The 22,087-nt window shown below is 74.4% G+C and carries 17 protein-coding genes; 8 read left to right on the forward strand and 9 right to left on the reverse strand.

The window, feature by feature from the left end; genetic code table 11:
• Positions 1–369: 369 nt before the first annotated feature.
• The 3 genes from ACSUPR_RS08700 to ACSUPR_RS08710 all read right to left on the reverse strand — a co-directional run bounded on the left by ACSUPR_RS08700 (position 370) and on the right by ACSUPR_RS08710 (position 2,442).
• Positions 370–933 carry a regulatory protein RecX gene (locus tag ACSUPR_RS08700; protein ID WP_436890632.1) on the reverse strand — a complete coding sequence of 188 codons (564 nt, stop codon included), beginning with the start codon at positions 931–933 and terminating at the stop codon, positions 370–372.
• Positions 926–2,074 (reverse strand): recombinase RecA, encoded by a 1,149-nt coding sequence (gene recA / locus ACSUPR_RS08705; RefSeq protein ID WP_436890633.1) that lies wholly within the window; start codon positions 2,072–2,074, stop codon positions 926–928. The genes ACSUPR_RS08700 and recA overlap by 8 nt, the downstream gene beginning before the upstream one ends.
• A gap of 173 nt (positions 2,075–2,247) precedes the next feature.
• Positions 2,248–2,442 (reverse strand): DUF3046 domain-containing protein, encoded by a 195-nt coding sequence (locus ACSUPR_RS08710; protein WP_436890634.1) that lies wholly within the window; start codon positions 2,440–2,442, stop codon positions 2,248–2,250.
• Between the two features lie 93 nt (positions 2,443–2,535).
• Between ACSUPR_RS08710 and ACSUPR_RS08715 the strand changes: the two genes are divergently transcribed.
• Together ACSUPR_RS08715 and ACSUPR_RS08720 are read left to right on the forward strand one after the other, a co-directional pair.
• Positions 2,536–7,248 carry a DEAD/DEAH box helicase gene (locus ACSUPR_RS08715; RefSeq protein ID WP_436890635.1) on the forward strand — a complete coding sequence of 1,571 codons (4,713 nt, stop codon included), beginning with the start codon at positions 2,536–2,538 and terminating at the stop codon, positions 7,246–7,248.
• A gap of 63 nt (positions 7,249–7,311) precedes the next feature.
• Positions 7,312–7,794: a GNAT family N-acetyltransferase gene (locus tag ACSUPR_RS08720; protein WP_436890636.1), complete on the forward strand. Its 483-nt coding sequence runs from the start codon at positions 7,312–7,314 to the stop codon at positions 7,792–7,794.
• A gap of 282 nt (positions 7,795–8,076) precedes the next feature.
• Here the strand turns inward: ACSUPR_RS08720 and ACSUPR_RS08725 are convergent, their stop codons facing one another.
• Complete coding sequence (locus ACSUPR_RS08725; RefSeq protein WP_436890637.1) at positions 8,077–9,291, reverse strand: ROK family transcriptional regulator; 1,215 nt, start codon at positions 9,289–9,291, stop codon at positions 8,077–8,079.
• A 256-nt stretch (positions 9,292–9,547) separates the two neighbouring features.
• Here ACSUPR_RS08725 and ACSUPR_RS08730 point away from each other — a divergent pair, with 256 nt between their 5' ends.
• From ACSUPR_RS08730 to ACSUPR_RS08750, 5 genes are all read left to right on the forward strand, one after another.
• On the forward strand, positions 9,548–10,831 hold the full coding sequence (locus ACSUPR_RS08730) for an extracellular solute-binding protein (protein WP_436890638.1): 1,284 nt from the start codon (positions 9,548–9,550) through the stop codon (positions 10,829–10,831).
• Between the two features lie 94 nt (positions 10,832–10,925).
• Positions 10,926–11,918, forward strand: coding sequence for a carbohydrate ABC transporter permease (locus ACSUPR_RS08735; RefSeq protein WP_436890639.1), 993 nt, complete (start codon positions 10,926–10,928; stop codon positions 11,916–11,918).
• Complete coding sequence (locus tag ACSUPR_RS08740) at positions 11,915–12,829, forward strand: carbohydrate ABC transporter permease (RefSeq protein WP_436890640.1); 915 nt, start codon at positions 11,915–11,917, stop codon at positions 12,827–12,829. The genes ACSUPR_RS08735 and ACSUPR_RS08740 overlap by 4 nt, the downstream gene beginning before the upstream one ends.
• Before the next feature lie 139 nt (positions 12,830–12,968).
• A complete protein-coding gene (locus ACSUPR_RS08745; RefSeq protein ID WP_436890641.1) occupies positions 12,969–14,438 on the forward strand; it encodes a glycoside hydrolase family 3 protein in 1,470 nt (489 codons plus the stop codon).
• Positions 14,439–14,664: 226 nt separating this feature from the next.
• Positions 14,665–15,129, forward strand: coding sequence for an RrF2 family transcriptional regulator (locus ACSUPR_RS08750; protein WP_436890642.1), 465 nt, complete (start codon positions 14,665–14,667; stop codon positions 15,127–15,129).
• A gap of 137 nt (positions 15,130–15,266) precedes the next feature.
• Here ACSUPR_RS08750 and ACSUPR_RS08755 read toward each other — a convergent pair whose 3' ends face one another.
• The 5 genes from ACSUPR_RS08755 to ACSUPR_RS08775 form a co-directional block, all read right to left on the reverse strand.
• The gene (locus ACSUPR_RS08755; RefSeq protein WP_436890643.1) at positions 15,267–15,623 is read right to left on the reverse strand and encodes a helix-turn-helix domain-containing protein; all 357 of its coding nucleotides are present in this window, start codon (positions 15,621–15,623) and stop codon (positions 15,267–15,269) included.
• 157 nt (positions 15,624–15,780) lie between these two features.
• Positions 15,781–16,299: a CinA family protein gene (locus ACSUPR_RS08760; protein WP_436890644.1), complete on the reverse strand. Its 519-nt coding sequence runs from the start codon at positions 16,297–16,299 to the stop codon at positions 15,781–15,783.
• Entirely contained in the window at positions 16,296–16,901 is a 606-nt protein-coding gene (gene pgsA / locus ACSUPR_RS08765; protein ID WP_436890645.1) for a CDP-diacylglycerol--glycerol-3-phosphate 3-phosphatidyltransferase, read from the reverse strand. Before pgsA ends, ACSUPR_RS08760 begins: the two co-directional genes overlap by 4 nt.
• On the reverse strand, positions 16,898–18,340 hold the full coding sequence (rimO, locus tag ACSUPR_RS08770) for a 30S ribosomal protein S12 methylthiotransferase RimO (RefSeq protein ID WP_436890646.1): 1,443 nt from the start codon (positions 18,338–18,340) through the stop codon (positions 16,898–16,900). Before rimO ends, pgsA begins: the two co-directional genes overlap by 4 nt.
• Positions 18,341–18,524: 184 nt before the next feature.
• Positions 18,525–19,670 (reverse strand): helix-turn-helix domain-containing protein, encoded by a 1,146-nt coding sequence (locus ACSUPR_RS08775; RefSeq protein ID WP_436890647.1) that lies wholly within the window; start codon positions 19,668–19,670, stop codon positions 18,525–18,527.
• Between the two features lie 217 nt (positions 19,671–19,887).
• Here ACSUPR_RS08775 and ACSUPR_RS08780 point away from each other — a divergent pair, with 217 nt between their 5' ends.
• Positions 19,888–22,032 (forward strand): hypothetical protein, encoded by a 2,145-nt coding sequence (locus ACSUPR_RS08780; protein ID WP_436890648.1) that lies wholly within the window; start codon positions 19,888–19,890, stop codon positions 22,030–22,032.
• Positions 22,033–22,087 lie beyond the last annotated feature (55 nt).

Here is a 22,087-nt window from a genome sequence, read left to right on the forward strand (position 1 = left end):
CAGGAACAGCCTCACCCGCCCCCGGTGCACCCCGACGAAGGCCGGCAGCCTCGGCCCGGACCGGTGCTCCCGGCCGAACTCGAAACCCGGGGGGAGGGACCGCACCGAAGGCGTCCGTTGGGGGGTGGTAGGCGAGGGGTGGGCGTACCACCGTGCCGACGCGGCCGAGTCGGCCACCCGCAGGACCGGAGCGGCCCCCTCGGCCACGCGCTCTCCCCTCCCGGCAAGCCGTGTCCTCCTCGCCCCGTGGGACGGCAGGCACTCCTGCCGCGATCCGACCCTCGGTGGCCGCCTGCCGGGAAGGCCCCGGATCCGGGGCTTCCGGTCACCGCCCCCGCTCCAGCGGCTCTCCGCCGGGCGGGGCTGAGCTCATTCCGGGGGCTCGTCCAGGTCCGCGTCCAGGCCCTCGGCCTCCAGTTCCTCGCGGACGATCCGGTAGGCCAGCCCGCCGCCGTAGCCCTTGCGGGCCAGCACGCCCAGGGCCCGGCGCATGCGGGTGTCTCGCTCGCGGCCGCGGCTGCCGGAGAGGCTGCGCCGGGCCAGCGCCCGGGCGGCCTCGGCCTCCTCCTCGTCGCCGAGTTCGGCGACCGCCTCGCGGACGGTCTCCTCGGCCACGCCCCGGGTGCGCAGCTCGCGGGTGAGCGCGGCGCGGGACAGGCCCCGGGCGTGGTGGCGCGAGCTCACCCAGGCGCGGGAGAAGACGGCGTCGTCCACCAGCCCCGCGCTGGCGCACTCGTCCATGACCGCGGCCACGATCTCCTCCTCGTGGCCACGGCGCAGCAGGCCCGCCTCCAGCTGCGCGGCGGTGCGCGGCTTGTGCGCGAGCATGCGCAGGGCCAGGGTGCGGGCCCTGTTCAGTGCCTTCTCCCCGCCGGAGGCCGGTGCGGCCTCGGGGCCGTCGTCACCGTCCGGCGGGGTGTCGGCCTCACGCATCCGTCGTGGGCGCCTTGACGGTGGTGGTCTTGGCCGGGGCCTTCTTGGCCGGCGCCTTGGCCTCGGTCGCCGGGGCGGCCGGAGCCTTGTCGGCGGCCGGGGCGGCCGCCGCCTCCGGGGCCGCCGGGCCCGTGGCGCTGTCGTCGCCGGTGGAGACGCCCAGCTTCTCCTTGATCTTCTTCTCGACCTCGTTGGCGATGTCGGAGTTCTCGCGCAGGAAGTTGCGCGCGTTCTCCTTGCCCTGGCCGAGCTGGGTGCCGTCGTAGGTGTACCAGGCGCCCGACTTGCGGACGATGCCGTTCTCCACGCCCAGGTCGATGAGGCTGCCCTCGCGGGAGACGCCCACCCCGTAGAGGATGTCGAACTCGGCCTGCTTGAAGGGCGGCGCGACCTTGTTCTTGACGACCTTGACGCGGGTGCGGTTGCCGACCGCGTCCGTGCCGTCCTTGAGCGTCTCGATACGGCGCACGTCCAGGCGCACCGAGGAGTAGAACTTCAGCGCCCGGCCACCGCTGGTGGTCTCCGGGGAGCCGAACATGACGCCGACCTTCTCGCGGAGCTGGTTGATGAAGATCGCGGTGGTGCCGGTCTGGTTGAGCGCACCGGCGATCTTGCGCAGCGCCTGCGACATGAGCCGGGCCTGCAGGCCCACGTGGCTGTCGCCCATCTCGCCCTCGATCTCGGCGCGGGGCACCAGGGCCGCCACGGAGTCGATGACGATGATGGACACCGCGCCGGAGCGGATCAGCATGTCGACGATCTCCAGCGCCTGCTCACCGGTGTCCGGCTGGGACAGCAGCAGGTTGTCGGTGTCGACGCCGATCTTCTTGGCGTACTCCGGGTCCAGCGCGTGCTCGGCGTCCACGAACGCGGCGATGCCGCCGAGCTTCTGCGCGTTGGCCACCGCGTGCAGCGCGACGGTGGTCTTACCGCTGGACTCCGGGCCGTAGATCTCGACGATCCGGCCGCGCGGGATACCGCCGATGCCCAGGGCCACGTCGAGGGCGATCGCCCCGGTGGGGATGGCCTCGATGGGCGGACGGTCGTCGTCGCCCAGGCGCATGACGGAGCCCTTGCCGAACTGCCGCTCGATCTGCGCGAGGGCGGTTTCGAGAGCCTTCTCTCGGTCTCCAGATGCCACGGGATACCCCTGTTGGGTCGATGCCTTCTTCTTCATGATGCGCACGACGCTACGCGGTCGGTCCGACAATCGCGGTGTCCGGCGTCGGCCTGTGGACGAACCCAGCCTACCCGAACCCCTGTTCGATTTCCGTTCGAACGCGTAAAGCGCCGCCCCCCTTTTCCCCTCGTCGGTCAGCGCGTCGTCGCCGGAAGGTCGAACGCGTCGCAGACGGCCCGCCAGACCTCCTTGGCCGGGACCCCGTCGGCGAGCGCCCGCTCGACGGTGCGCGAGCCCAGCCCCTCGATCACGTAGTCCTTGGCCAGGCTCTGCGCGTACGCCTCGCCGAACTGCTCGTACATGTTGCGCCAGAAAACAGTCAGTCTCATCGGCCCCAGTATCGTCGATCCGGGCCACCCGTCGGCCGTCGTCCACAGGCCGTCCTCCCCTGATCCGTCACCCCCTCGGGGCAGACTGGTCGGATGACACCGACCTCCTTCGGGCCCGCCACCCGGGCCTGGTTCGAACACGCCTTCCCCGACGGGCCGACCCCGGCGCAGGAGGGTGCGTGGGCCTCGGTCTCGGGCGGCCGCGACACCCTGGTCGTGGCCCCGACCGGGTCGGGCAAGACACTGGCGGCGTTCCTGTGGTCCCTGGACCGGCTGCTCGCCTCCCCGGTCCCGGAGGATCCGGCGCGGCGGTGCCGGGTGCTGTACGTCTCGCCGCTCAAGGCGCTGGCCGTGGACGTGGAGCGCAACCTGCGCGCTCCGCTGGCGGGGATCTCGGCGGCCGCCGCGGAGCTGGGCGCACCGGTGTCCCCGGTGTCGGTGGGCGTGCGCACCGGCGACACCCCGGCGGACGAGCGGCGGCGGATGGCCACCCGGCCCCCGGACATCCTCATCACCACCCCCGAGTCGCTGTTCCTGGTGCTCACCTCGCGGGCCCGCGAGGGGCTGGCCGGGGTGGAGACGGTGATCGTCGACGAGGTCCACGCCCTGGCGGGCACCAAGCGCGGCGCCCACCTCGCCCTCAGCCTGGAGCGGCTGGAGGAGCTGGTGGAGCGGCGCACCCGGCGGATCGGCCTATCGGCGACGGTGCGCCCGGCGGAGGCGGTCGCGGAGTTCCTGGGCGGCGCCGACATCGTCGCCCCGCCCGACTCCCCGCACCTGGACCTGAGCGTGGCGGTGCCGGTCTTCGACATGGAGGAACCCGACCTGCCCGCGCCGCCCCTGCCGCCGGGCCCGGCCGACGCGGAGGAGACCGGGGCGGAGGAGGCCGGGGCCGTGGTGGTGCCGCCCGGCGCCCCCGGGCCCCCGGTGCCCGCGGGCACCGCCGCCGGGGGCGCGCCCCCGGCGGGCCGCGGCTCCCTGTGGCCGCACCTGGAGCGGCGGGTGCTGGACCTGGTGGAGGAGCACCGGTCCACCATCGTGTTCACCAACGGACGGCGCACCGCGGAGCGGCTGTGCGCCCGCATCAACGACCTGTACGCCGAGCGGCACGGCCTGGACCTGCCGCCCGAGGAGGTGCCCGCACAGGTCATCGCCCAGTCCGGGAGCGGCCGCGGCGCCCCGGCGGTGATCGCCCGCCCCCACCACGGCTCGATGTCCAAGGCCGAGCGGGCGGTGGTGGAGGACGACCTCAAGGCGGGGCGGCTGCGCTGCGTGGTGGCCACCTCCAGCCTGGAGCTGGGCGTGGACATGGGCGCGGTGGACCTCGTGGTGCAGGTGGCCGCGCCGCCGTCGGTGGCGTCGGGGCTCCAGCGGGTGGGGCGGGCCGGGCACCAGGTGGGAGGGACCTCGCGCGGTGTGTTCCTCCCGGCCTTCCGGGGCGACCTGCTCACCACGGCGGTGGCGGTCGAGCGGATGCGCGCGGGCGACATCGAGCCGCTGAGCGTGCCCCGGTCCCCGCTGGACGTGCTGGCCCAGCAGATCGTGGCGATGGTGGCGATGGACGAGTGGCCGGTGGCGGAGCTGGCCGCGGTGGTGCGGCGGGCGGCCCCGTTCTCCGACCTGGGGGACGCGGCACTGGAGTCGGTCCTCGACATGCTGTCGGGCCGGTATCCGTCCGACGAGTTCGCCGAGCTGCGGCCCCGCCTGGTGTGGGACCGGCAGGCCGGGGTGCTGCGGGCCCGCCCCGACGCCCAGCGGCTGGCCGTGGTGGCCGGGGGCACCATCCCCGACCGGGGCATGTACACCGTGCACCTGGCCGGGGCGCGGGAGAGCACCGGCCGGGGGGAGCCCGCGCCGCAGGCGTCCGTTGAGGGCGGTGGCGGGCGACGGGTGGGCCCGACCCGGGTCGGCGAGCTGGACGAGGAGATGGTGTACGAGTCGCGGGTGGGCGACGTGTTCGTCCTGGGCTCCAGCTCGTGGCGGATCGACGCGATCACCGCCGACCGGGTGCTGGTGACCCCCGCCCCTGGCCGCCCCGGCCGGATGCCGTTCTGGAAGGCCGACGCGCGGGGCCGCCCGGTGGAGCTGGGCCGGGCCATCGGCGCGGCGGTCCGTCGGCTGGCCGAGGACCCGCGGGGGGCCGCGGCGGAGTTCGCCGGCCTGGACCCGTGGGCGGCCCGCAACCTGGCGGCCTACGTCGCCGAGCAGCAGGACGCGACCGGGCGGGTGCCCGACGACCGCACGGTCGTGGTCGAGCGGTTCCCCGACCAGGTGGGAGACCGGCGGGTGGTGGTCCACTCGCCGCTGGGCGACCGGGTGCACGCGCCGTGGGCGCTGGCGATCGCGGCGCGCATCCGGGAGCGGTTCGGAGTGGAGAGCCGGGTGCTGCACGGGGACGACGGGATCGTGCTGAGCCTGCCCGACACGGCGGGCGGGCTCGACGGGCCCGGGGTGCTGGCCGAACTGGTGGCGGTGGACCCCGAGACGGTGGAGGCGGTGGTCACCGAGGAGCTGACCGGTTCGGCGCTGTTCGCGTCCCGGTTCCGTGAGTGCGCCGCCCGGGCCCTGCTGCTGCCCCGGCAGCGCCCCGACCGGCGGATGCCGCTGTGGCAGCAGCGGCTGCGCGCCTCGCACCTGCTGTCGGTGGCGGGCCGCTACGGGTCGTTCCCGATCGTGCTGGAGACGGCGCGCGAGTGCCTGCGGGACCTGTTCGACGTGCCCGCGCTGGTGGAGGTGCTGCGCGGGGTGCGCTCGCGCGACGTGCGGGTGGTGGAGGTGGAGACCGACCGCGCCTCGCCCTTCGCCCGGTCGCTGCTGATGGAGTACACGGCGGCGTTCCTGTACGAGGGGGACGTCCCGGCCGCCGAGGCGCGCGCCGGGGCCCTGGCCCTGGACCCTTCGCTGCTGTCGGACCTGCTGGGGCGCACCGACCTGCGGGACCTGCTGGACCCCGGGGTGGTGGCGGAGGTGGACGCGCTGCTCCAGCGCACCGCCGCCCCGGTGCGCGACGAGGAGGCCGCGGCCGACCTGCTGCGCGAGGTGGGCCCGCTGACGGCGGCGGAGGCCGCGTCCCGGGGGGTGCGCCCGGAGTGGCTGGCGGCGCTGGAGGGGGCGGGCCGCGCGGTCCGGATGAGGCTTCCGGGCACCGTGGAGGCGGTCTCCTCCGGGGAGGGCGCCGACTCCGGTCCGGGGGTCGCGGAACCGACCGGGCCGGTGGAGCGGTGGTGCGCCGTGGAGGACGTCGCGCGGCTGCGGGACGCGCTGGGCGCGCGGCCGCCCTCCGGTGTCCCGGAGGCGCTTCTGGAGCCGGCCGGGGACCCGGTGCGCGACCTGGTCTCCCGGTACGCGCGCACGCACGGGCCGTTCACCGCCGCCGGGGCCGCCGCCCGGCTGGGCCTGGCCGAGGACGTCGTCACCGCCGTGCTGCGGGCGCTGGCCCGGGAGGGCCGGGTCACGCGGGGCGGGTTCCGCCCCGGCGGCGCGGGGACGGAGTGGTGCGACGCCGAGGTGCTGCGCCGTCTGCGGCGGGGGTCGATCGCCCGGTTGCGGGCCGAGGTGGAGCCGGTCGGTCCGGCGGCGCTGGCCCGGTTCTCCCCGCTGTGGCAGCGGGCGGTGCCCGGCGAGCGGTGGCGGGGCCCGGACGCGGTGTTCGAGGCGGTGGAGTCGCTGCGCGGCGCGCCGCTCCCGGCCTCTGCGCTGGAGTCGCTGGTACTGCCCGCCCGGGTGGAGGGCTACGAGCCGCGGATGCTGGACGAGCTCACCCAGGCCGGGGAGGTGGTGTGGGCGGGCGCCGGGCCCCTGCCCGGCGGGGACGGGCGGATCGTCCTGCTCCCGGCGGACGAGGCGGAGGCGCTGGCGCCGGACCCGGTCCCGCCGGAGCCGGGCACGGTGGAGCACACGGTGCTGGAGGCGCTGCGGGAGGGCGGTGCGCTGTTCTTCCGCGACCTCGCCGACCGGGTGACCCGCGCGGGCGGTCCGGGAGCGCCCCCGGACGCCGACCTGGTGGCCGCTCTGTGGTCGCTGGCCTGGTCCGGGGTGGTCACCAACGACACCCTGGCCCCGGTCCGCGCCCTGCTGGGCACCGGCGGTGCGGTGCGCCCGCGCCCGGCCCGTCCGGGGCGGGCGCGGCGCGCGGTGCTGCCCACCCGGTCGGGGCCGCCGACCGCGGCGGGCCGCTGGTGGGCGCTCCCCGAGCGCGAGCCCGACCCCACCCGGCGGGCGGTGGCGTCCCTGCAGGCCCGGCTGGAGCGGCACGGGCTGCTGGTCAAGGGCTGGCAGGGCGGCGGCATCTCCCCGGACGAGTACCGGGTGCTGCGGTCGATGGAGGAGGCCGGGCGGGTGCGCCGCGGGTACTTCGTGTCGGGTGTGGGCGGCGCCCAGTTCGCCCTGCCCGGCGCGGTGGACCGGCTGCGGGCGCTGGCCGGGGAGAACCGGGGCGGGGCGGTGCCTCCGGTGGTGCTCGCCGCCGACGACCCCGCCAACCCGTTCGGCCGGGACCTGCCCTGGCCGGAGGGGCCCGGGGACGGCCGTCCGGCGCGTGCGGCGGGTTCCGTGGTCGTGATCGACGACGGGCGGCCCACCCTGTACACGGGCCGGGGCGGGCGCTCGGCGCTCACCCTGGGCGCCTCCCCGCAGGAGCTGGCCCGGGCGGCCCGGGCGCTGGCCGGGGCGGTGCTCTCCGGGGCCCTGGACGCGGTGACGGTGGAGCGGGCCGACGGGACCGAGGTGTTCGGGACGCCGCTGGACGCCGCACTGGTGTCCGCGGGCTTCCACGCCACCCCCAGGGGGCTGCGGCTGCGCCCGTGAAAACCCCTGGCCGCGGAGGGCGGCCCCGGGCAGGATGGCGGGCGTGCCGAAGGGGGACCGTTGATGGAGATCAGGCCGATGGTGCCCGCGGACGAGGCGGGCGCGGTGGCCGCGTCGCTGGCCGCGGACACGCTGTTCGCCCGGGCCGGGGTGGTGCTGCCGCCGGACGACCCGAGCGAGGTGTTCGACCACTGCGACCGGGTCCTGGTCGCGGTGGAGGGCGGTGCGGTGCGGGGACTGGCGGCCACCCTGGCACTGGACGGGAACGTGCACCTGGAGCAGCTGGCGGTGCACCCCGACCACGGGCGGCGCGGGACCGGGTCGGCCCTGCTGGAGGCGGTGTGCGCGGAGGCGGCCGCCGCCGGGGCGGTGCGCGTGACCCTGACGACCTTCCGCGACCTGCCGTGGAACGGCCCCTGGTACGCGGCCCGCGGCTTCTCGGTGCTGCCGCCGCGGGAGTGGGGCGCGGGCCTGCGGGGGCTGTGGAAGCAGGAGGAGGCGATCCGGGTACGGCCGCGGGTGGCAATGGCCCGGCCGGTGGGGTGAGCCGGGGCGCACCGCGGGTGCGAACCGGGGCGCCGCAGCCGCACCCGGCGGCGGCCGGACCCCCGGCGCCCACCGGGTAGGTGCCGGGTACGCCGGTGCACGCGGGCCCGATGCGCCCCGTGCCGCGGGCCCCGGCCCGCGCCTCCCGGGCCGGCCTGTGGTGGGGCCTGGGCGGCGGCTGCCTGCTGCCGGTGCTCGGCCCGGCGACCGCGGTCGTGGTCGTTCCCGGGGCGATGCAGGCCCTCCCCGCGGCCGGGGAGGGCCCGGCCGCGGGCGTCCCGGTCAGACCGTGGAGGAGAACACCTCGTCGCGGGCGTGCTCCAGCGCGTGCAGCAGGGCGCCGCGGACGACGGGGCCGCCTTCGACCGCGCCGAGCGCGATCTCGGTGGCGTTGGGGGCGATCCGCGCGGTGGCCTCCTGCACCCGCTCGGCGAGCTTGGTCCCGCCCGCCTGGGCGACGTCGCCGCCCAGCACGACCAGGCCGGGGTCGATGATGACGCTGACGGCGGCCACGCCCCGGGCGAGCCGCTCGGCGAAGGCGTCCAGGAACGCGTCGCCCTCGGGGGTGCCCGAGGCGGCGGCGCTGCGCACGACCTCGACGACGTCGGCGCCCCGGACGCCGTACTCCGCGGCCAGGCCGACGACCCCGCCCGCCTTGACCAGCGCCTGGAAGCCGTGCGGCAGTTCCCGGTTCACGTCGTCGCGCAGGGACTCGTAGCCGCCGGACAGGCCCAGGTCGCCGGGCATGGGCGCGCCGGGCACGGGCAGGTAGCCGATCTCCCCGGCGCCGCCGGAGCGGCCCCGGTGGATGCGCCCGTCGATCATGGTGGACATGCCGACGCCGCCCGCGGCGCTGAGCCAGATGAGCACGAACTCCGAGACCCCGGAGGCGGCGCCCTCGGCGTGCTCGGCCAGGGCCGCCAGGTTCACGTCGTTCTCGATCATCACCGACCGCTTCAGGTCGGTGCGCAGCGCCTCCAGGATGCCCTCGTGCCAGGAGATGAGGTCGAAGGAGAAGCGGATGTCGCCGGTCCGCGGGTCGACCACGCCGGGGGTGCCGATGACGCAGGCGCGAAGCCTGTCCAGCGGCACCTCCGCCGTTTCGACCAGGCGCATCACGGCCGTGTGGACCAGGGCGACGGGGTCGTCGGAGGAACTGGGGTCGACGGTGACGTCGCCGACGATCCGCCCGGTGATGTCGGCGATCGTGGCGGTCACCCGGCGGGCGCTGACGTCCAGGGCCGCGACGTAGGCGCTCTCCGGGACCACCGCGTACAGGGCCGCGTTGGGGCCCCGGCCGCCGGCCTGGCTGCCCACGACGCGCACCAGGTCGCGCTCCTCCAACCGGGCGAGGAGCTGTGACGCGGTTACCTTGGAAAGGCCGGTCCTCGTACCCAGCTGCGTCCTCGTCAACGGGCCCGCGGACAGCAGCAGTTCCAGCGCCGCACGGTCGTTGAGCTGGCGTAGCAGCCGGGGAGTCCCCGGACGTTGAGACATAACCGTGACACCTCACCCTGTTTTTATTAGGAAAGTTTCCTGTTAATTTAGCTCACAACCTCACAGGAGGTCACGTCCTGGCAGGTCCGAGTTCACCCGGGCCCTCCGGTACCCGCGCCGGCGGGGCGGCAACGTGCTATCCCAGCACACCCCCACAGAGACGTCGAACCCGGGGGATGACGTTCCATCATCCCAGGTCGGTTCGAGCACAGGCGTCGGTCCCCGGCGCGTCGTGCGAAGGGAGATAGGTTTCATCATGAGGTTCCCCAAGATCGCCGCGGCAACGTCCGTGGTCCTGCTCGCCGCCGCCTGCGGCGGTGGCGGTTCCGACTCCAATGGCGGCGGTGACGCCGACAGCCTGACCGTGTGGGTCATGGGCACCTCGCAGCCGGCCCTCGTCGAGTACTTCGACGGTGCCGAGGCGCGGTTCCAGGAGAACAACCCGGACGTCGACGTCAACGTCGAGTTCATCCCCTGGCCGGACGCCCAGGAGTCCATCACCAACGCCCTCGCCGGCGGCGACGCCCCCGACGTCATCGAGATCGGCAACGACCAGGTGGCCGGCTGGGCCTCCCAGGGCGCCCTGCTCGACATCACCGAGCAGGTGGGCGGCTGGGACGCCGCCGCCGAGATCGACCAGAACGCCCTGGAGTACGGCACCTACGACGGCGTCCAGTACGGCGTTCCGTGGTTCTCCGGCGTCCGCACCCTCTACTACCGCGCCGACTGGCTCCAGGAGCTCGGCCACGAGCCGCCCACGACCTGGGACGAGCTGGTGACCGTCGCCGAGGACATCCAGAAGGAGTACGACGTCCCCGGCTTCGCCGCCCCGACCGACTTCACCAACGGCATCGCCTCCTTCATCTGGAGCAACGGCGGGGAGATCGCCACCCAGAACGCCGACGGCGAGTGGGAGGGCAAGCTCACCGACCCCGCGACCGTCGAGGCCGTCGAGTTCTACGCGAGCCTGACCACCGACGGCATCTCGCCGCAGGGCTACGTCGGCGAGAACGAGCTCGTGCCCCTGGCGGACATGGCCAACGGCCAGGTCGGCATGTACATCGACGGCGGCTGGGCGCTGGGCTCCATGGAGGAGCAGGCCGAGGACCCGGCCATCCTGGAGGACATCGTCGCCGCCCCGATCCCGGGCGCCGACGGCATCGCCCCGGCCTTCGCCGGCGGCTCCGCCCTCTCCGTCTTCAGCACCACCCAGTCCCCCGAGCTGGCGTTCGAGCTGCTGACCGTCCTGGGCGACCAGGAGGGCGGCAAGGGCTACGCCGACGTCGCGGGCTTCTTCCCGGCGTACCCGGACCTGCTGGCCGGCGACGAGTACCAGAAGGACCCGGCCCGCGTCGCCGCCGCCACCCAGATGCAGCACACGCAGTTCTTCCCCAGCACCCCGCGCTGGACCGCTGCCGACCAGGACAACAAGGTCCTGCCGGGCGCCGTCCTGGAGATCGTCAACGGCGGTGACGCCGAGGAGGTCCTGGCCGAGGCCAACGAGCAGCTGACCACCATCCTCAACGAGCCGGTCGAGTAGCCAGCTCCTCTTCCACAGCGCAGTGCCGCACGCGGGCGGGGTCCCCCGGACCCCGCCCGCCGCCCGGCAGAACCACGCCTCGATTGAGAAGACCATGGCACACACCGTCGAACGAGCGGCAGACCGGGACAGCGAGGGCACCGACCGGGTGACCGCCGACCCCGCGCCCAAGCGCCGCCGCAAGCTCCCCACCCCGTACCTGCTCATCGCCCCGGCACTGATCCTGCTCGCGGTCGTGCTGCTCTGGCCGATCGTGCAGATGGTGTGGTACTCGTTCACCAGTTTCACCACGCGCAACCTCCTGCCCAACCAGCCCGGGCCGGAGTGGAACGACTTCGCGCACTACCGCCGCCTGCTGACCGACCCCGAGTTCTGGACGATCCTGCGCAACACCGTGGTCGTCTGCGTGCTGATGGTCGGCATCACGATGGTGCTGGGGACCCTGGTCGGGCTCCTGCTCCACAAGCTGCCCAAGTGGTTCTCGGCGATCGTGTCCATCGGCATGATGCTCGCCTGGGCCACCCCGGCGCTGAGCGCCTCCCTGGTCTTCCGCTGGCTGTTCCTGCCCGAGCGGGGCCTGGTCAACGTGGCCCTGGACCGGCTCCCCGACTGGCTCGTCGGCAGCGGGTGGCTGGAGTACAACTGGTTCCTCCAGCCGGGATCGCTGTTCACGATCCTCATCACCGTGATCGTCTGGCAGTCGTTCCCGTTCGTGGCCGTCTCCGTCCTCGCCGGGCTCAAGAGCATCCCGAGCGAGCTGTACGAGGCCGCGAAGATGGACGGCGCCACCGCGTGGAAGTCCTTCTGGAACGTCACGTTCCCGATGCTGCGCCCGCTGTTCGCCCTGCTGCTGGTCCTGCAGATCATCTGGGACCTGCGGGTGTTCACCCAGCTGTACATCCTGGCGAACAGCTTCCAGAACAAGGACGTCTACCTGCTCTCGTACTACATCTACCAGCAGGGCTTCAGCGCGAGCCCGGCCAACTACGGCATGGGCTCGGCGATCGCGGTCGTGATGACCGTGATGATCCTCGCCGTCACCGCGTACTACCTGCGCATCATGATCCGCCAGGGGGAGACCCGATGAGCGCGACCAGCACCACCGCCCCGAACCGCGGGGGCTACCGCCGCAGCCCGCTGCGCCGGCTGCGCTCCCTGCCGCTGTACCTGGCCGGCCTCGCGGTGTTCGTGTTCTCCGTCTTCCCCGTCTACTGGATGGTCGCCACGGCCTTCAAGCCGGTCGGTGAGATCTTCACCCGGAACCAGACGTTCTTCCCGCAGGCCCCGACCCTGGCGCACTTCGACCGGGTCCTCAACGGGCAGCTCATCCCGGGCGTCAACTTCTGGCAGTTCCTGGGCAACAGCCTCCTCGTGACCCTCGGGGCGGTCGGGATGGGCGCGTTCCTGTCGCTGCTGGCCGCGATGGCGGTGGCCCGGTTCCGCTTCAGGCTGCGGACGGCGTTCATCATCCTGCTGCTCATCATCCAGATGGTGCCGATGGAAGCGATGATCATCTCGATCTTCATCAACTTCCGCCAGCTGTCCGACGCCACCGGCGCCCAGCTGCTCGGCAACCTGTCCGGCCTGCTCATCGTGTACACGGCGGTGTCCCTGCCGATCACGATCCTGATGCTGCGAGGCTTCGTCGCCGCCGTGCCCAAGGAGCTGGAGGAGGCGGCGGCGATCGACGGCGCGAGCGGCTGGACGATCTTCTGGCGCATCCTCATGCCGCTGGTGGCGCCCGGCCTGGTGGCCGCGAGCATCTTCGCCTTCATCACCGCGTGGAACGAGTTCATCGTCGCGCTCACGTTCCTGGGCCGCAGCACGGACAACTACACCCTGCCGCTCACCCTGTCCTACTACTTCGGCCGCTTCGGCACCGAGTGGGGGCCCATCATGGCCGCCTCCACCCTGCTGACCATCCCGGTGATGATCTTCTTCCTGTTCGTCCAGCGGCGGATGGTCTCCGGCCTGACCATGGGCGCGGTCAAGGGCTGACCGCCCGGTCCTCCCCACGAGGCGGGTCCACGAGGGCGCCGTGGACCCGCCTCGTGCGCGCCCGCGCCCCACCACCACCCCTTCACGCCCTTCGTCTGCCCTCACCATGGGCACCCGTGCTCACCGAACGGAGTCCGTCATGTCGCTCGATCCGACCCTGGCGCGCCTGGCCAACGCCACTCTGCTGGTGCCCTTCGAGTCCCACCACGCCCCGCGCTGGATTCTGGAGGGCCTGGCGGACGGCATCTCCGGCGTCTGCCTCTTCCACAACAACCTCGACACCCCCGCGCAGATCACGGCGCTGAACGCGCAGCTGGCGCAGGCCGCGGACACCCCGCTGATCTCCCTGGACGAGGAGGGCGGCGACGTCACCCGCATCGGGCAGGAGCACGGGAGCGACTACCCCGGCAACGCCGCCCTGGGCGCCGTGGACGATCCCGAGCTGACCCGGGCCACCCTGCGCTCGCTCGGCGGCAGGCTCGCCCAGCTGGGGTTCAACCTGGACCTGGCCCCGTCGGTGGACGTCAACGTCGCCGACGACAACCCGGTCATCGGCACCCGCTCCTTCGGCTCCGACGCCGAGCTGGTCGCCCGGCACGGGGCGGCCGCCGTGGCGGGCCTGCAGGAGGCCGGGGTCGCCGCCTGCGCCAAGCACTTCCCCGGGCACGGCGCCACCTCCCAGGACTCCCACCACACGCTCCCGCGGGTGGAGGCGGACCCGGAGGTGCTGTACCGGCGCGAGCTGGTGCCGTTCCGGGCGGCGGTCGACGCCGGTGTCCGGGCCGTGCTGACCGCGCACATCGAGATGCCCGGCCTGGGCGTGACGGGCCCGGCCACTCTGGCCCCGAAGGTGCTCAACGACCTGCTCCGCGGGGAGCTGGGCTTCGAGGGCGTCATCGTCAGCGACGCCATGGACATGCACGGGGTCAGCGGCCGGATCGGCATCCCCGAGGCCAGTGTGCTCGCCGTGGCCGCCGGGTGCGACCTGCTGTGCCTGGGCCGGTTCGTCTACGCCGACCAGGTGGCGGCGATCCGCACGGCGCTGGTGGAGGCGGTGCGCGACGGGCGCCTGGCGGGCGAGCGGCTGGAGGAGGCCGCCGACCGCAACCTGCGCCTGCGCGCCTGGATCCGCGACGCCGCCGTGCGCCGCACCGCGGCCGCCGAGTCCGCGGAGGTGGGCCTGGCCGGGGCCCGCCGGGCCCTCCGGGTGGCGGGCGAACTGCCCGCCCTGGAGTCCCCGTACGTGGTCGAGGTGGACGCGCCCGCGGGCATGGCCGTGGGCGACGTGCACTGGGGCCTGTCCTCGTGGTTCCCCGACACCGAGCGGGTCGCCCCCGACGCCGCCCTCGCCGACCGGATCACCGCCGCCGCCCAGGGCCGCGACCTGGTCGTGGTGGTCCGCGACGCGCACCGCTACCCGGAGGCCCGCGAACTGGTCGAACGGCTTCTGGGAGCGTTCCCGGAAGCCGTCGTGGTCGAGATGGGGCTGCCCATCTGGCGCCCCTCCTGCGGGGCCTACGTGAGCACCTACGGCGCCGCGCACGTCAACGGCCTCAGCGCCGCGGAACTGCTGGGCGGCGCCGCCGCGCCCGCCGCCCACCCCGCCTGACGGGGGCGCGACCCCTCCCGACGACCCGGGCCGGTGCCGTGACCGGCCCGGGTCGTCCTCCGCCGGGAGGCGGTCCCGGCACGGGCGCCCCGCCGGGTGGATCGTCACCGATGTCCCCGAAACCCGGTAGGAGAAGTACCCTTGATCACGCAGCATTCCGGAGCGACGGCGCACGAGCCGAAGCCCGGTGCCCCATTCGCCCTTCTAACCACGGCATAATCACAGCATGCGCCTTTCAGCCCGGGTCGATTACGCGCTGCGCGCCGCAGCGGAACTCGCTGTCGCCAGCGAAGGACCGGTGACGGCCGAGCAGCTCGCGCGAGCGCAGGCCATCCCCGGAAAATTCCTCGAGAACATCCTCACCCAGCTACGCCGGGCCGGACTGGTGCGCAGCCAACGCGGCCCGGTGGGCGGTTACTGGCTGGCCCGTCCGGCCGCGGAGATCTCGCTCGCCGACATCATCCGCGCGGTCGACGGACCGCTGGCCAACGTGCGCGGGGAGCGCCCCGAGCACGTCGACTACGACGGTGCGGCCCGCAGCCTCCAGCAGGTGTGGATCGCCCTGCGCGCCAGCGAGCGCTCCATCCTGGAGGGGGTCAACCTCCAGCACCTGGCCACCAACGAGCTGCCGGAGCAGGTCCGCACCCTGGCGGAGGATCCGGAGGCCTGGGTGAACCATACCCACCGGTAGCCACCGGACCATCACCTATAGTGATATTCATGCACACGCGAGAGGAGCCGACCGTTGGTCGGCTCCTCTCGTGAATTCGGTGTCCCCCTCAGGAGGACGCTATGGACGCCCGCGGAGCGGACGCCGGGTGCGGGCCCTCAGACCCCCACCATGTCGGGAACATGGGGAACGCGATCCGGAACCGGTCCGATGCCGAGGTCCTGCGCGGGAACGGGATCGGTCGTGACCGCGTCCTCCAGCAGCGCCGCCTCTTGCAGCTCGACCAGCGCCAGCTGGTCGGACACCTCTCTCAGTACCTGCGAGAGCGGGACCCCCAGGGCCCCGCAGATCGACGAGAGCAGTTCGGAAGAGGCTTCCTTCTGCCCGCGCTCGACCTCCGACAGGTAGCCGAGGGAGACGCGTGCATCGGCCGACACCTCGCGGAGGGTGCGGCCCTGGCGCTGTCGCAGCCGCCTGAGCACGTCACCAAGTAGGTGACGAAGCAGGACCATCATTCGCGCTCCCTCCCACCGGTAGCGACCTTCATATACAACACCGTACCTGCCCCACGCCCGATTCGGGCACCTCTTGTCGGCCTGTTCGCTGGAGGGGGAACCGCCTCTTGACAAGGTTTCGTTCCCCCGTACGAGGAGAAGGAACCGGGCCGGAGGGTCAGGACCGGGTGTTCCCCGCCACGCCGTAGCGAACAGCGGAATCCAGGAGCTCGAGTGCGCCTTCGACCGTGCGGTATCGGATACCCGAACGGTCACCGGTGAAACGGAAAAGGAGGGCCCGCGCATTCCCGTCGGGTCCGGCCAGGCCCGCGTACACGGTCCCCACGGGCTTGCCGTCCTGGGGAGCGGGCCCGGCGACACCGGTCACCGACAGCCCGTAGTCGGCGCCCAGCAGGCGCCGGACGCCCCTGGCCATGGCCTCGGCGACGCCGGGGTGGACCGCGCCCTCGGCGGCCAGCAGGTCCTCGGGAACGCCCAGCAGGGACGCCTTGGTGTCCGTGGCGTAGGTGACCACCCCGCCCCGGTAGGTGGCCGAGGTCCCGGGGACGGAGGTCAGGTGGGCGGAGATGAGCCCTCCGGTGAGCGACTCGGCCGTGGCGCAGGTCATACCGCGCTCCTGCAGGGCCCGGTGGACCTGGGAGGCCAGGACCTCGGCGGCGGACACGGCGGGGTTCACCCCGTCGTCTCCCGCCGGCCCGCGCGCACCGCGCGGACGGCGTCCAGGACGTAGGTGACGCCGGTCCACAGGGTGACCGCCAGGGCGGCGGCCATCACGAGGTGGGCGGCCCAGGTGAACACCTGGTCGAAGGGCAGGACCGACAGCGGGAACAGGTAGATGCTGATGGCGACGATCTGCAGGACCGTCTTGAGCTTGCCGCCCTTGCTCGCCGGCATGACCACGTAGCGCAGCACCGCGAAGCGCAGCAGGGTGACGCCCCACTCGCGGGCCAGGATCGCGATGGTCACCCACCACCACAGGTCGCCCTGGAGGGACAGCACGACCAGGGCGGCGCCGGTGAGGGCCTTGTCCGCGATGGGGTCGACGATCTTGCCGAAGTCGGTGACCAGCCCGCGGCGGCGGGCCAGCTCGCCGTCGATGCGGTCGGTGACGGCCGCGAGCACGAAGACGGCGAAGGCGGCCAGGCGCCACCAGGTGCCGTCCAAGAACATGAACCACACGAAGACCGGGACCATGACCAGCCGGCTCATGGTGAGGATGTTCGCGATGTTCCACAGCGGAACGTGGGGGGCGGGCGTCGCCGCTTCGTGGCTGCTCATCTGTCTCCGGTTTCCCCGGGCTCCTCGTCCTGCTCCGCGACCAGGTCCGCGCCGACCGTCTGGACCACGGTGGCCCGGACCAGGTCGCCCACGGACAGGTCCTCACCGTAGAGGATGGTGCTCCCGTCGACCTCGGGGGCCTGGTGCTCGGAGCGGCCCTCGTAGGCCCCGTCCTCGAGCACCGCCTCCACCAGGACGGTCACCTCCTCGCCCAGGCGCTCCTCGGCGCGCTGGGCCATCAGCTCCTCGGAGAGGCGGTTGAGGCGCTCCACGCGCTCGGCGACGACCTCCTCGGGCACCTTGCCCGCGTGTCCCTTGGCCTCGGTGCCGTCCTCGTCGGAGTAGCCGAACACGCCGATGGCGTCCAGTCGGGCCGACTCCAGGAAGGCGACCAGGTCCTCGAACTCGGCCTCGGTCTCGCCGGGGAACCCGACGATGAAGTTGGAGCGGGCACCCGCCTCGGGCACCCGGGTGCGCACGGTGTCCAGCAGCTCCAGGAAGCGCTCGCGGTCGCCGAAGCGGCGCATGCGGCGCAGCAGGGTGCCGCTGGCGTGCTGGAACGACAGGTCGAAGTAGGGCACCACGCCGGGCGTCCCGGTGAGCACGTCCACCAGCCCCGGGCGGACCTCGGCGGGCTGGAGGTAGCTGACCCGGACCCGGTCCAGGCCCTCGACGGCGGCCAGGCGCGGCAGCAGCTTCTCCAGCGCGCGCACGTCACCCAGGTCCTTGCCGTAGGAGGTGGAGTTCTCGCTGACCAGGAAGACCTCGCGCACGCCCTCGGAGGCCAGCCACTCGGCCTCGCGCACGATCTCGTCGGGGTGCCGGGAGATGTAGGCGCCGCGGAAGGTCGGGATGGCGCAGAAGGTGCAGCGGCGGTCGCAGCCGGAGGCGATCTTGAGGTTGGCCACCGGGCCGCCGGTCAGGCGGCGGCGCGGGATCGCGGCGCGGTAGGGCAGCTCGGCGCCCTCGGCCCCGGCGGCGTCGGCGAACCCGCCGTGGCCGGGGACGTGGACCTGGGAGGAGCCGCGCTCGGCCGGGCTGATCGGCAGCAGGGTGCGCCGGTCGCGCGGGCTGTGCGGCACCAGGGGCCGGCCCTCGAGCACGTCGTCGAGGCGGTCGGCGATGGTCGCGTAGTCGTCGAACCCGAGGACCTGGGCCTCGGGGAGCGCCTCGGCGAGCTCGGAGCCGTAGCGCTCGGCCATGCACCCGGCGGCGACGACCCGGCCGCCGTTCTCGGAGGCCTCCAGCAGGGTCTCGATGGAGTCCTGTTTGGCGGCGTCGATGAACCCGCAGGTGTTGACGAGGGTGACGTCGGCCTCGGTGTCGCCGTCGACCAGCTCCCAGCCGCCCGCGGACAGGCGTCCGGCCAGCTCTTCGGAGTCGACCTCGTTACGCGCACACCCCAGGGTGACCAATGAGACAGTACGGCGCGGTGACATGGCTTCCAAGCGTGTGGGAGAGCGTTTCGAGTGATGGCGGAGGCCGTCCGGGTGGCGCCGGAGCCCCGCCGCGCGGTGCGATGGGCATCGCCCGCGGCACTCCACATTACCCGCACCGGCCCACCCGCCCGTACCCCGGCCGGGATCACCCCTGGCCGGGGACGGTGCGGTACCGCGGGCGGGGTCAGCCGTCGAAGCCGTCGGCGCCGACGACCACCTCCTTGACCTCTCCGGTGTCCCCCACCGGGCCGAGGTCCTCCCCGTCGACGGAGACCTCGACCCCTCCGGCGTTGCCCAGCCAGAGGGTCAGGGTGTCGTCGGTCACATAGTCCCGGGTGTCGCCGGCGGTGAGGAACCCGGTGAACAGGTTCTCGCCGCCGGCGTCGGTGACCTTGACCCAGGTGCGCGCGGACGCGGTGAGCCCGACGGTGACCTCGTCGGGTTCGGCCTTCCCGTCGGCCGGGTCGGCCCCGGGCCGCTGCTTGCCGGCCCCGTCCGGCTCCACGGCGGTTTCGGGCAGGACGGCGGAGTCGACGGTGCCGGTGCCGGTCTCGTCGAAGGCGGTGCGCAGCGGGTTGCCGCCGTCCCAGTCCCGCCAGGCCCGCACCCCGACGATGATGCTCAGGACGACCAGGACGGCGACCAGGGCCCAGGGCCAGTGCCTGCGGACGGCCTCGGCCCGGCGGCTCCGCGCGCTGGTGACCGGCGGGCGCGGGGCCGGGCGGGACCCGGGTTCGGGCCTGCGGCGCCGGCCGGGCGGCCGGTCCCGTCCGTCGCGGGGCCCGGGGACGGTCGGTCCCGTCCCGGCGGCCGCGGTCGCACCCGCGGCCTCCGCGGCGGGCGCGGGGCGCCTGCGCCGCGGCCTTCCACCGCGGACCCTGCCGCGCAGCCGGTCGCCCCGCTCGAAGTGGCCCCAGCGCTCGCTTCCGGCGCCGGGGTCGGCGTCGTCCCCGATGACGAGCGTCCCCGCCGCCGGCGGGTCCTCGGCCCCGTCCTGTCCCGCCTCCCGACCGGCCCGCGCCGCGGCGGCGGCACGGGCCGCGGCGGGGACGGCCGCCGGGTGGCGGGGCAGGGGGACGAACACCGAGCCGCGGCGGCCGGCGTGCTCGCGCTCGAACTCCTCCAGCAGCGGTGCCGGGTCCAGCCCCAGGGCCCGGCACAGGCCCCGGATGTGGCCGCGCGCGTAGAAGTCCCCGCCACAGGGGACGAAGTCCTCCTGTTCGATCGCCTTGAGCACCGGTTCCCGGATGCGTGTACGGACGCTGAGGTCGGCGACCGTGAATCCCGCCGCGACGCGGGCGGCGGCCAGGGTGTGTCCGATCGTCGCCATACGCACTCCCCTCGCGACTCTGAGTATCTGTCGAAGTACACTCTGCCGGTCCCCACGGGAGACGCGCAGGCCACCACGCCCTATGAAGCCCCAAAGATCCCGCCAAATCGGACAGATTACGGCCAGATTTTCCGACCGGATACGGTCATCCCCTTGTCGCGGGGCCCGTGTTTGCGATGATCTTGGACCACCCCGCCCCCTCCCCGCGAAGCAGACGATGCCCCACCACCTGTCCGACCCCGGCCTCGACGGCGACGCGCCGGTGGCCGCGGCCCGTGAAACCCTCGACTCCTTCCGCTCCTGGAGCGGCGCCCACGCCGAGGACATCGCCGAGCACGTGTACCGGTGGTCCTCCCACCTGCCCGAGGTCCTCGAACGGCGCCCGCTGCTGCACCGGCTGCGCTTCGGAGCGGCCGCCGCGGCCGACCGGGCCGCCGAGCGCGTACGGCTGCGGCGGCGGGCCCTGCGCCGCCACGCGCTCGCCCTGGGCGAACTCCCCTCCCCCGAGGTCCTGGACCGGCTCACCTCCGACCCGTACCGCCTGCCCCGGCCCGCCGTGCCCGCCCCCGCCGACGGCGTCGGCGCCGCCCTGGAACGGGTCCGGTACAGCGCCTCCCTCCAGCGCCTGCCCGCGCTGGGAACGCTGCGGGAGCGGATGACCAGGCTGTACGCCGCGCTGCCGGGGGAGGCCGTCGCCGCCGGGGCCATGGACCGGGCCGCCCGGACCGTCGGCGGGGTGCTGGCGGTCGCCTCCCACGACACCGTCGGCGAGGACCCCGGGACCGCGGCGGCGCACCTGCGGCGGGTCGTGCCCGGCGCGTACGCCCTGGCCGTGGCCCAGGCCGTGGTCGACCTGCCCGCGCACGCCCGGCACGACGCCCACCACCGGCTGCTGCCGCACCTGCTGACCGAGTCGGAGCCCGCCGCCGGGGTCCCCGACGACCCGCTGGCCGAGGAGCTGCACACCGCCCACGTGCTGCTGCTGGACGGCTTCCCCTCCGCCGAGCACCGGTCCCTGTACCGGGCCACCGAGGTCATGTACCTGGCCCGCGCGCGGGCGGAGCGGCGCACCCGTGAGGAGGCGGTCCGCGACGGCGGGGACGCCATGCTCGCCGACGCGGTGCTGGAGACCGGGGCGGGGGCGCTCGCCGCCACCCTGCTGGGCCGGCGCGTCCCCCCGCCGGACCCGCTCCGGCCGCACCTGGTCGCGGCTCTGGCCACCCGGTTCCGGCACGACCTGCTCGGCCGGGTGCGGGACGCGGTGACCGGCCGCCTCACGCCGTTCACCCTGGCCCCGCAGGACCTGGACGGCGACCCGCTGCACGACCTCTTCGCCGCCGAGGCGCACCTGGTCGCGACGGTGTTCGGCGGCGACGCCGAGGTGGCCGACGCCCTGGCCCGGCACGGCGCCGCCCGGCTGGCCGACCACCTGGCCCGGCGGGGCGGCCGGGTGGACGAGCTGCTGGAGGTGCACCGGGTGACGCCGGAGATCGAGGCCCTGCTGCGCGCGGCCGCCCGGCCGTCCCGGTGGGGCGCGCGGACCGCCGTCGCCGTGGGACCCGGCGGCCCCCGGCCGCCCGCGGCGACCGACCCGCGCACCTTCGCCTCGGACCGGTCCGTGTTCGTCGACGCCGCCCTGGCCCGGCACGCCGCGGGCGGCGGCGTCCGGGGGCCCGGCGGGCTTCCGCACCGCTCGCCCGGCGGCCCGAAGGAGCGGCTGCGCCCGGCGCTGGCGCTGATGCTGGCCGAGGGCGCCGCGGCCGACCCCGAGCCGCTGGCACCGCTGGTGGCCGCGGTGGAGTTGTTCCACACCGGGAGCCTGGCCTTCGACGAACGTGCGTCCCACCCGGCCGGTATCGCGCTGGTCTCCGGCGGGTACGCGCTCATGGCGCGGCTGGCCCGGACCCATCCCCCCGAGCGGGTGGTGGAGGCGATGGCCCGGACGGGCGCGCTGCTGGGCCCCGAGCGCCTGTCCCGGGGCCGCCACCTGGACCGGCTGCTGGAGCGGGGCGAGGAGCCCGCCGACGCGGCCGGCTTCCTGGAGGTCTTCGCCCTGACCGCTTCGACGGAGATCGAGGTGGCCCTGGTGCCCGCCGCGATCCTGCTGGAACTGCCGGACCACGAGGTGGACCTGCTGGCCGCCTACGCCCACCACACCGGGGTCGTGCTGCGGATCCGCTCGGACCTGGTGGCCGGGCCCGGTGCGGGGCGGCCCACCCTGGTCGGCGCGCACGGGCGCGTCACCGCCTCGCGGCTGCTCGCCGAGCACCGCGACCGGGCCGAGGCCGCCCTGGACGGCCTGGCCCTGGACACCGACCTGCTCCGCGCCGTCCTCGACCACTTCGCCACCCGGAGGGGGTGACCGGGCGCCCGAAGGAACAGACCGGCCGGAGGCCGTCCCCGGGCGGAGGACCCGC

It is taken from the genome of Nocardiopsis dassonvillei, assembly GCF_964273065.1.
Taxonomy (GTDB): domain Bacteria; phylum Actinomycetota; class Actinomycetes; order Streptosporangiales; family Streptosporangiaceae; genus Nocardiopsis; species Nocardiopsis dassonvillei_B.

Coding starts and splice junctions, on each gene's coding strand:
- ACSUPR_RS08700 (WP_436890632.1), bottom strand. CDS start 933: ATGCGTGAGGCCGACACCCCGCCGGACGGTGACGACGGCCCCGAGGCC.
- ACSUPR_RS08710 (WP_436890634.1), bottom strand. CDS start 2,442: ATGAGACTGACTGTTTTCTGGCGCAACATGTACGAGCAGTTCGGCGAG.
- ACSUPR_RS08715 (WP_436890635.1), top strand. CDS start 2,536: ATGACACCGACCTCCTTCGGGCCCGCCACCCGGGCCTGGTTCGAACAC.
- ACSUPR_RS08720 (WP_436890636.1), top strand. CDS start 7,312: ATGGAGATCAGGCCGATGGTGCCCGCGGACGAGGCGGGCGCGGTGGCC.
- ACSUPR_RS08725 (WP_436890637.1), bottom strand. CDS start 9,291: ATGTCTCAACGTCCGGGGACTCCCCGGCTGCTACGCCAGCTCAACGAC.
- ACSUPR_RS08730 (WP_436890638.1), top strand. CDS start 9,548: ATGAGGTTCCCCAAGATCGCCGCGGCAACGTCCGTGGTCCTGCTCGCC.
- ACSUPR_RS08735 (WP_436890639.1), top strand. CDS start 10,926: ATGGCACACACCGTCGAACGAGCGGCAGACCGGGACAGCGAGGGCACC.
- ACSUPR_RS08740 (WP_436890640.1), top strand. CDS start 11,915: ATGAGCGCGACCAGCACCACCGCCCCGAACCGCGGGGGCTACCGCCGC.
- ACSUPR_RS08745 (WP_436890641.1), top strand. CDS start 12,969: ATGTCGCTCGATCCGACCCTGGCGCGCCTGGCCAACGCCACTCTGCTG.
- ACSUPR_RS08750 (WP_436890642.1), top strand. CDS start 14,665: ATGCGCCTTTCAGCCCGGGTCGATTACGCGCTGCGCGCCGCAGCGGAA.
- ACSUPR_RS08755 (WP_436890643.1), bottom strand. CDS start 15,623: ATGATGGTCCTGCTTCGTCACCTACTTGGTGACGTGCTCAGGCGGCTG.
- pgsA (WP_436890645.1), bottom strand. CDS start 16,901: ATGAGCAGCCACGAAGCGGCGACGCCCGCCCCCCACGTTCCGCTGTGG.
- rimO (WP_436890646.1), bottom strand. CDS start 18,340: ATGTCACCGCGCCGTACTGTCTCATTGGTCACCCTGGGGTGTGCGCGT.
- ACSUPR_RS08775 (WP_436890647.1), bottom strand. CDS start 19,670: ATGGCGACGATCGGACACACCCTGGCCGCCGCCCGCGTCGCGGCGGGA.
- ACSUPR_RS08780 (WP_436890648.1), top strand. CDS start 19,888: ATGCCCCACCACCTGTCCGACCCCGGCCTCGACGGCGACGCGCCGGTG.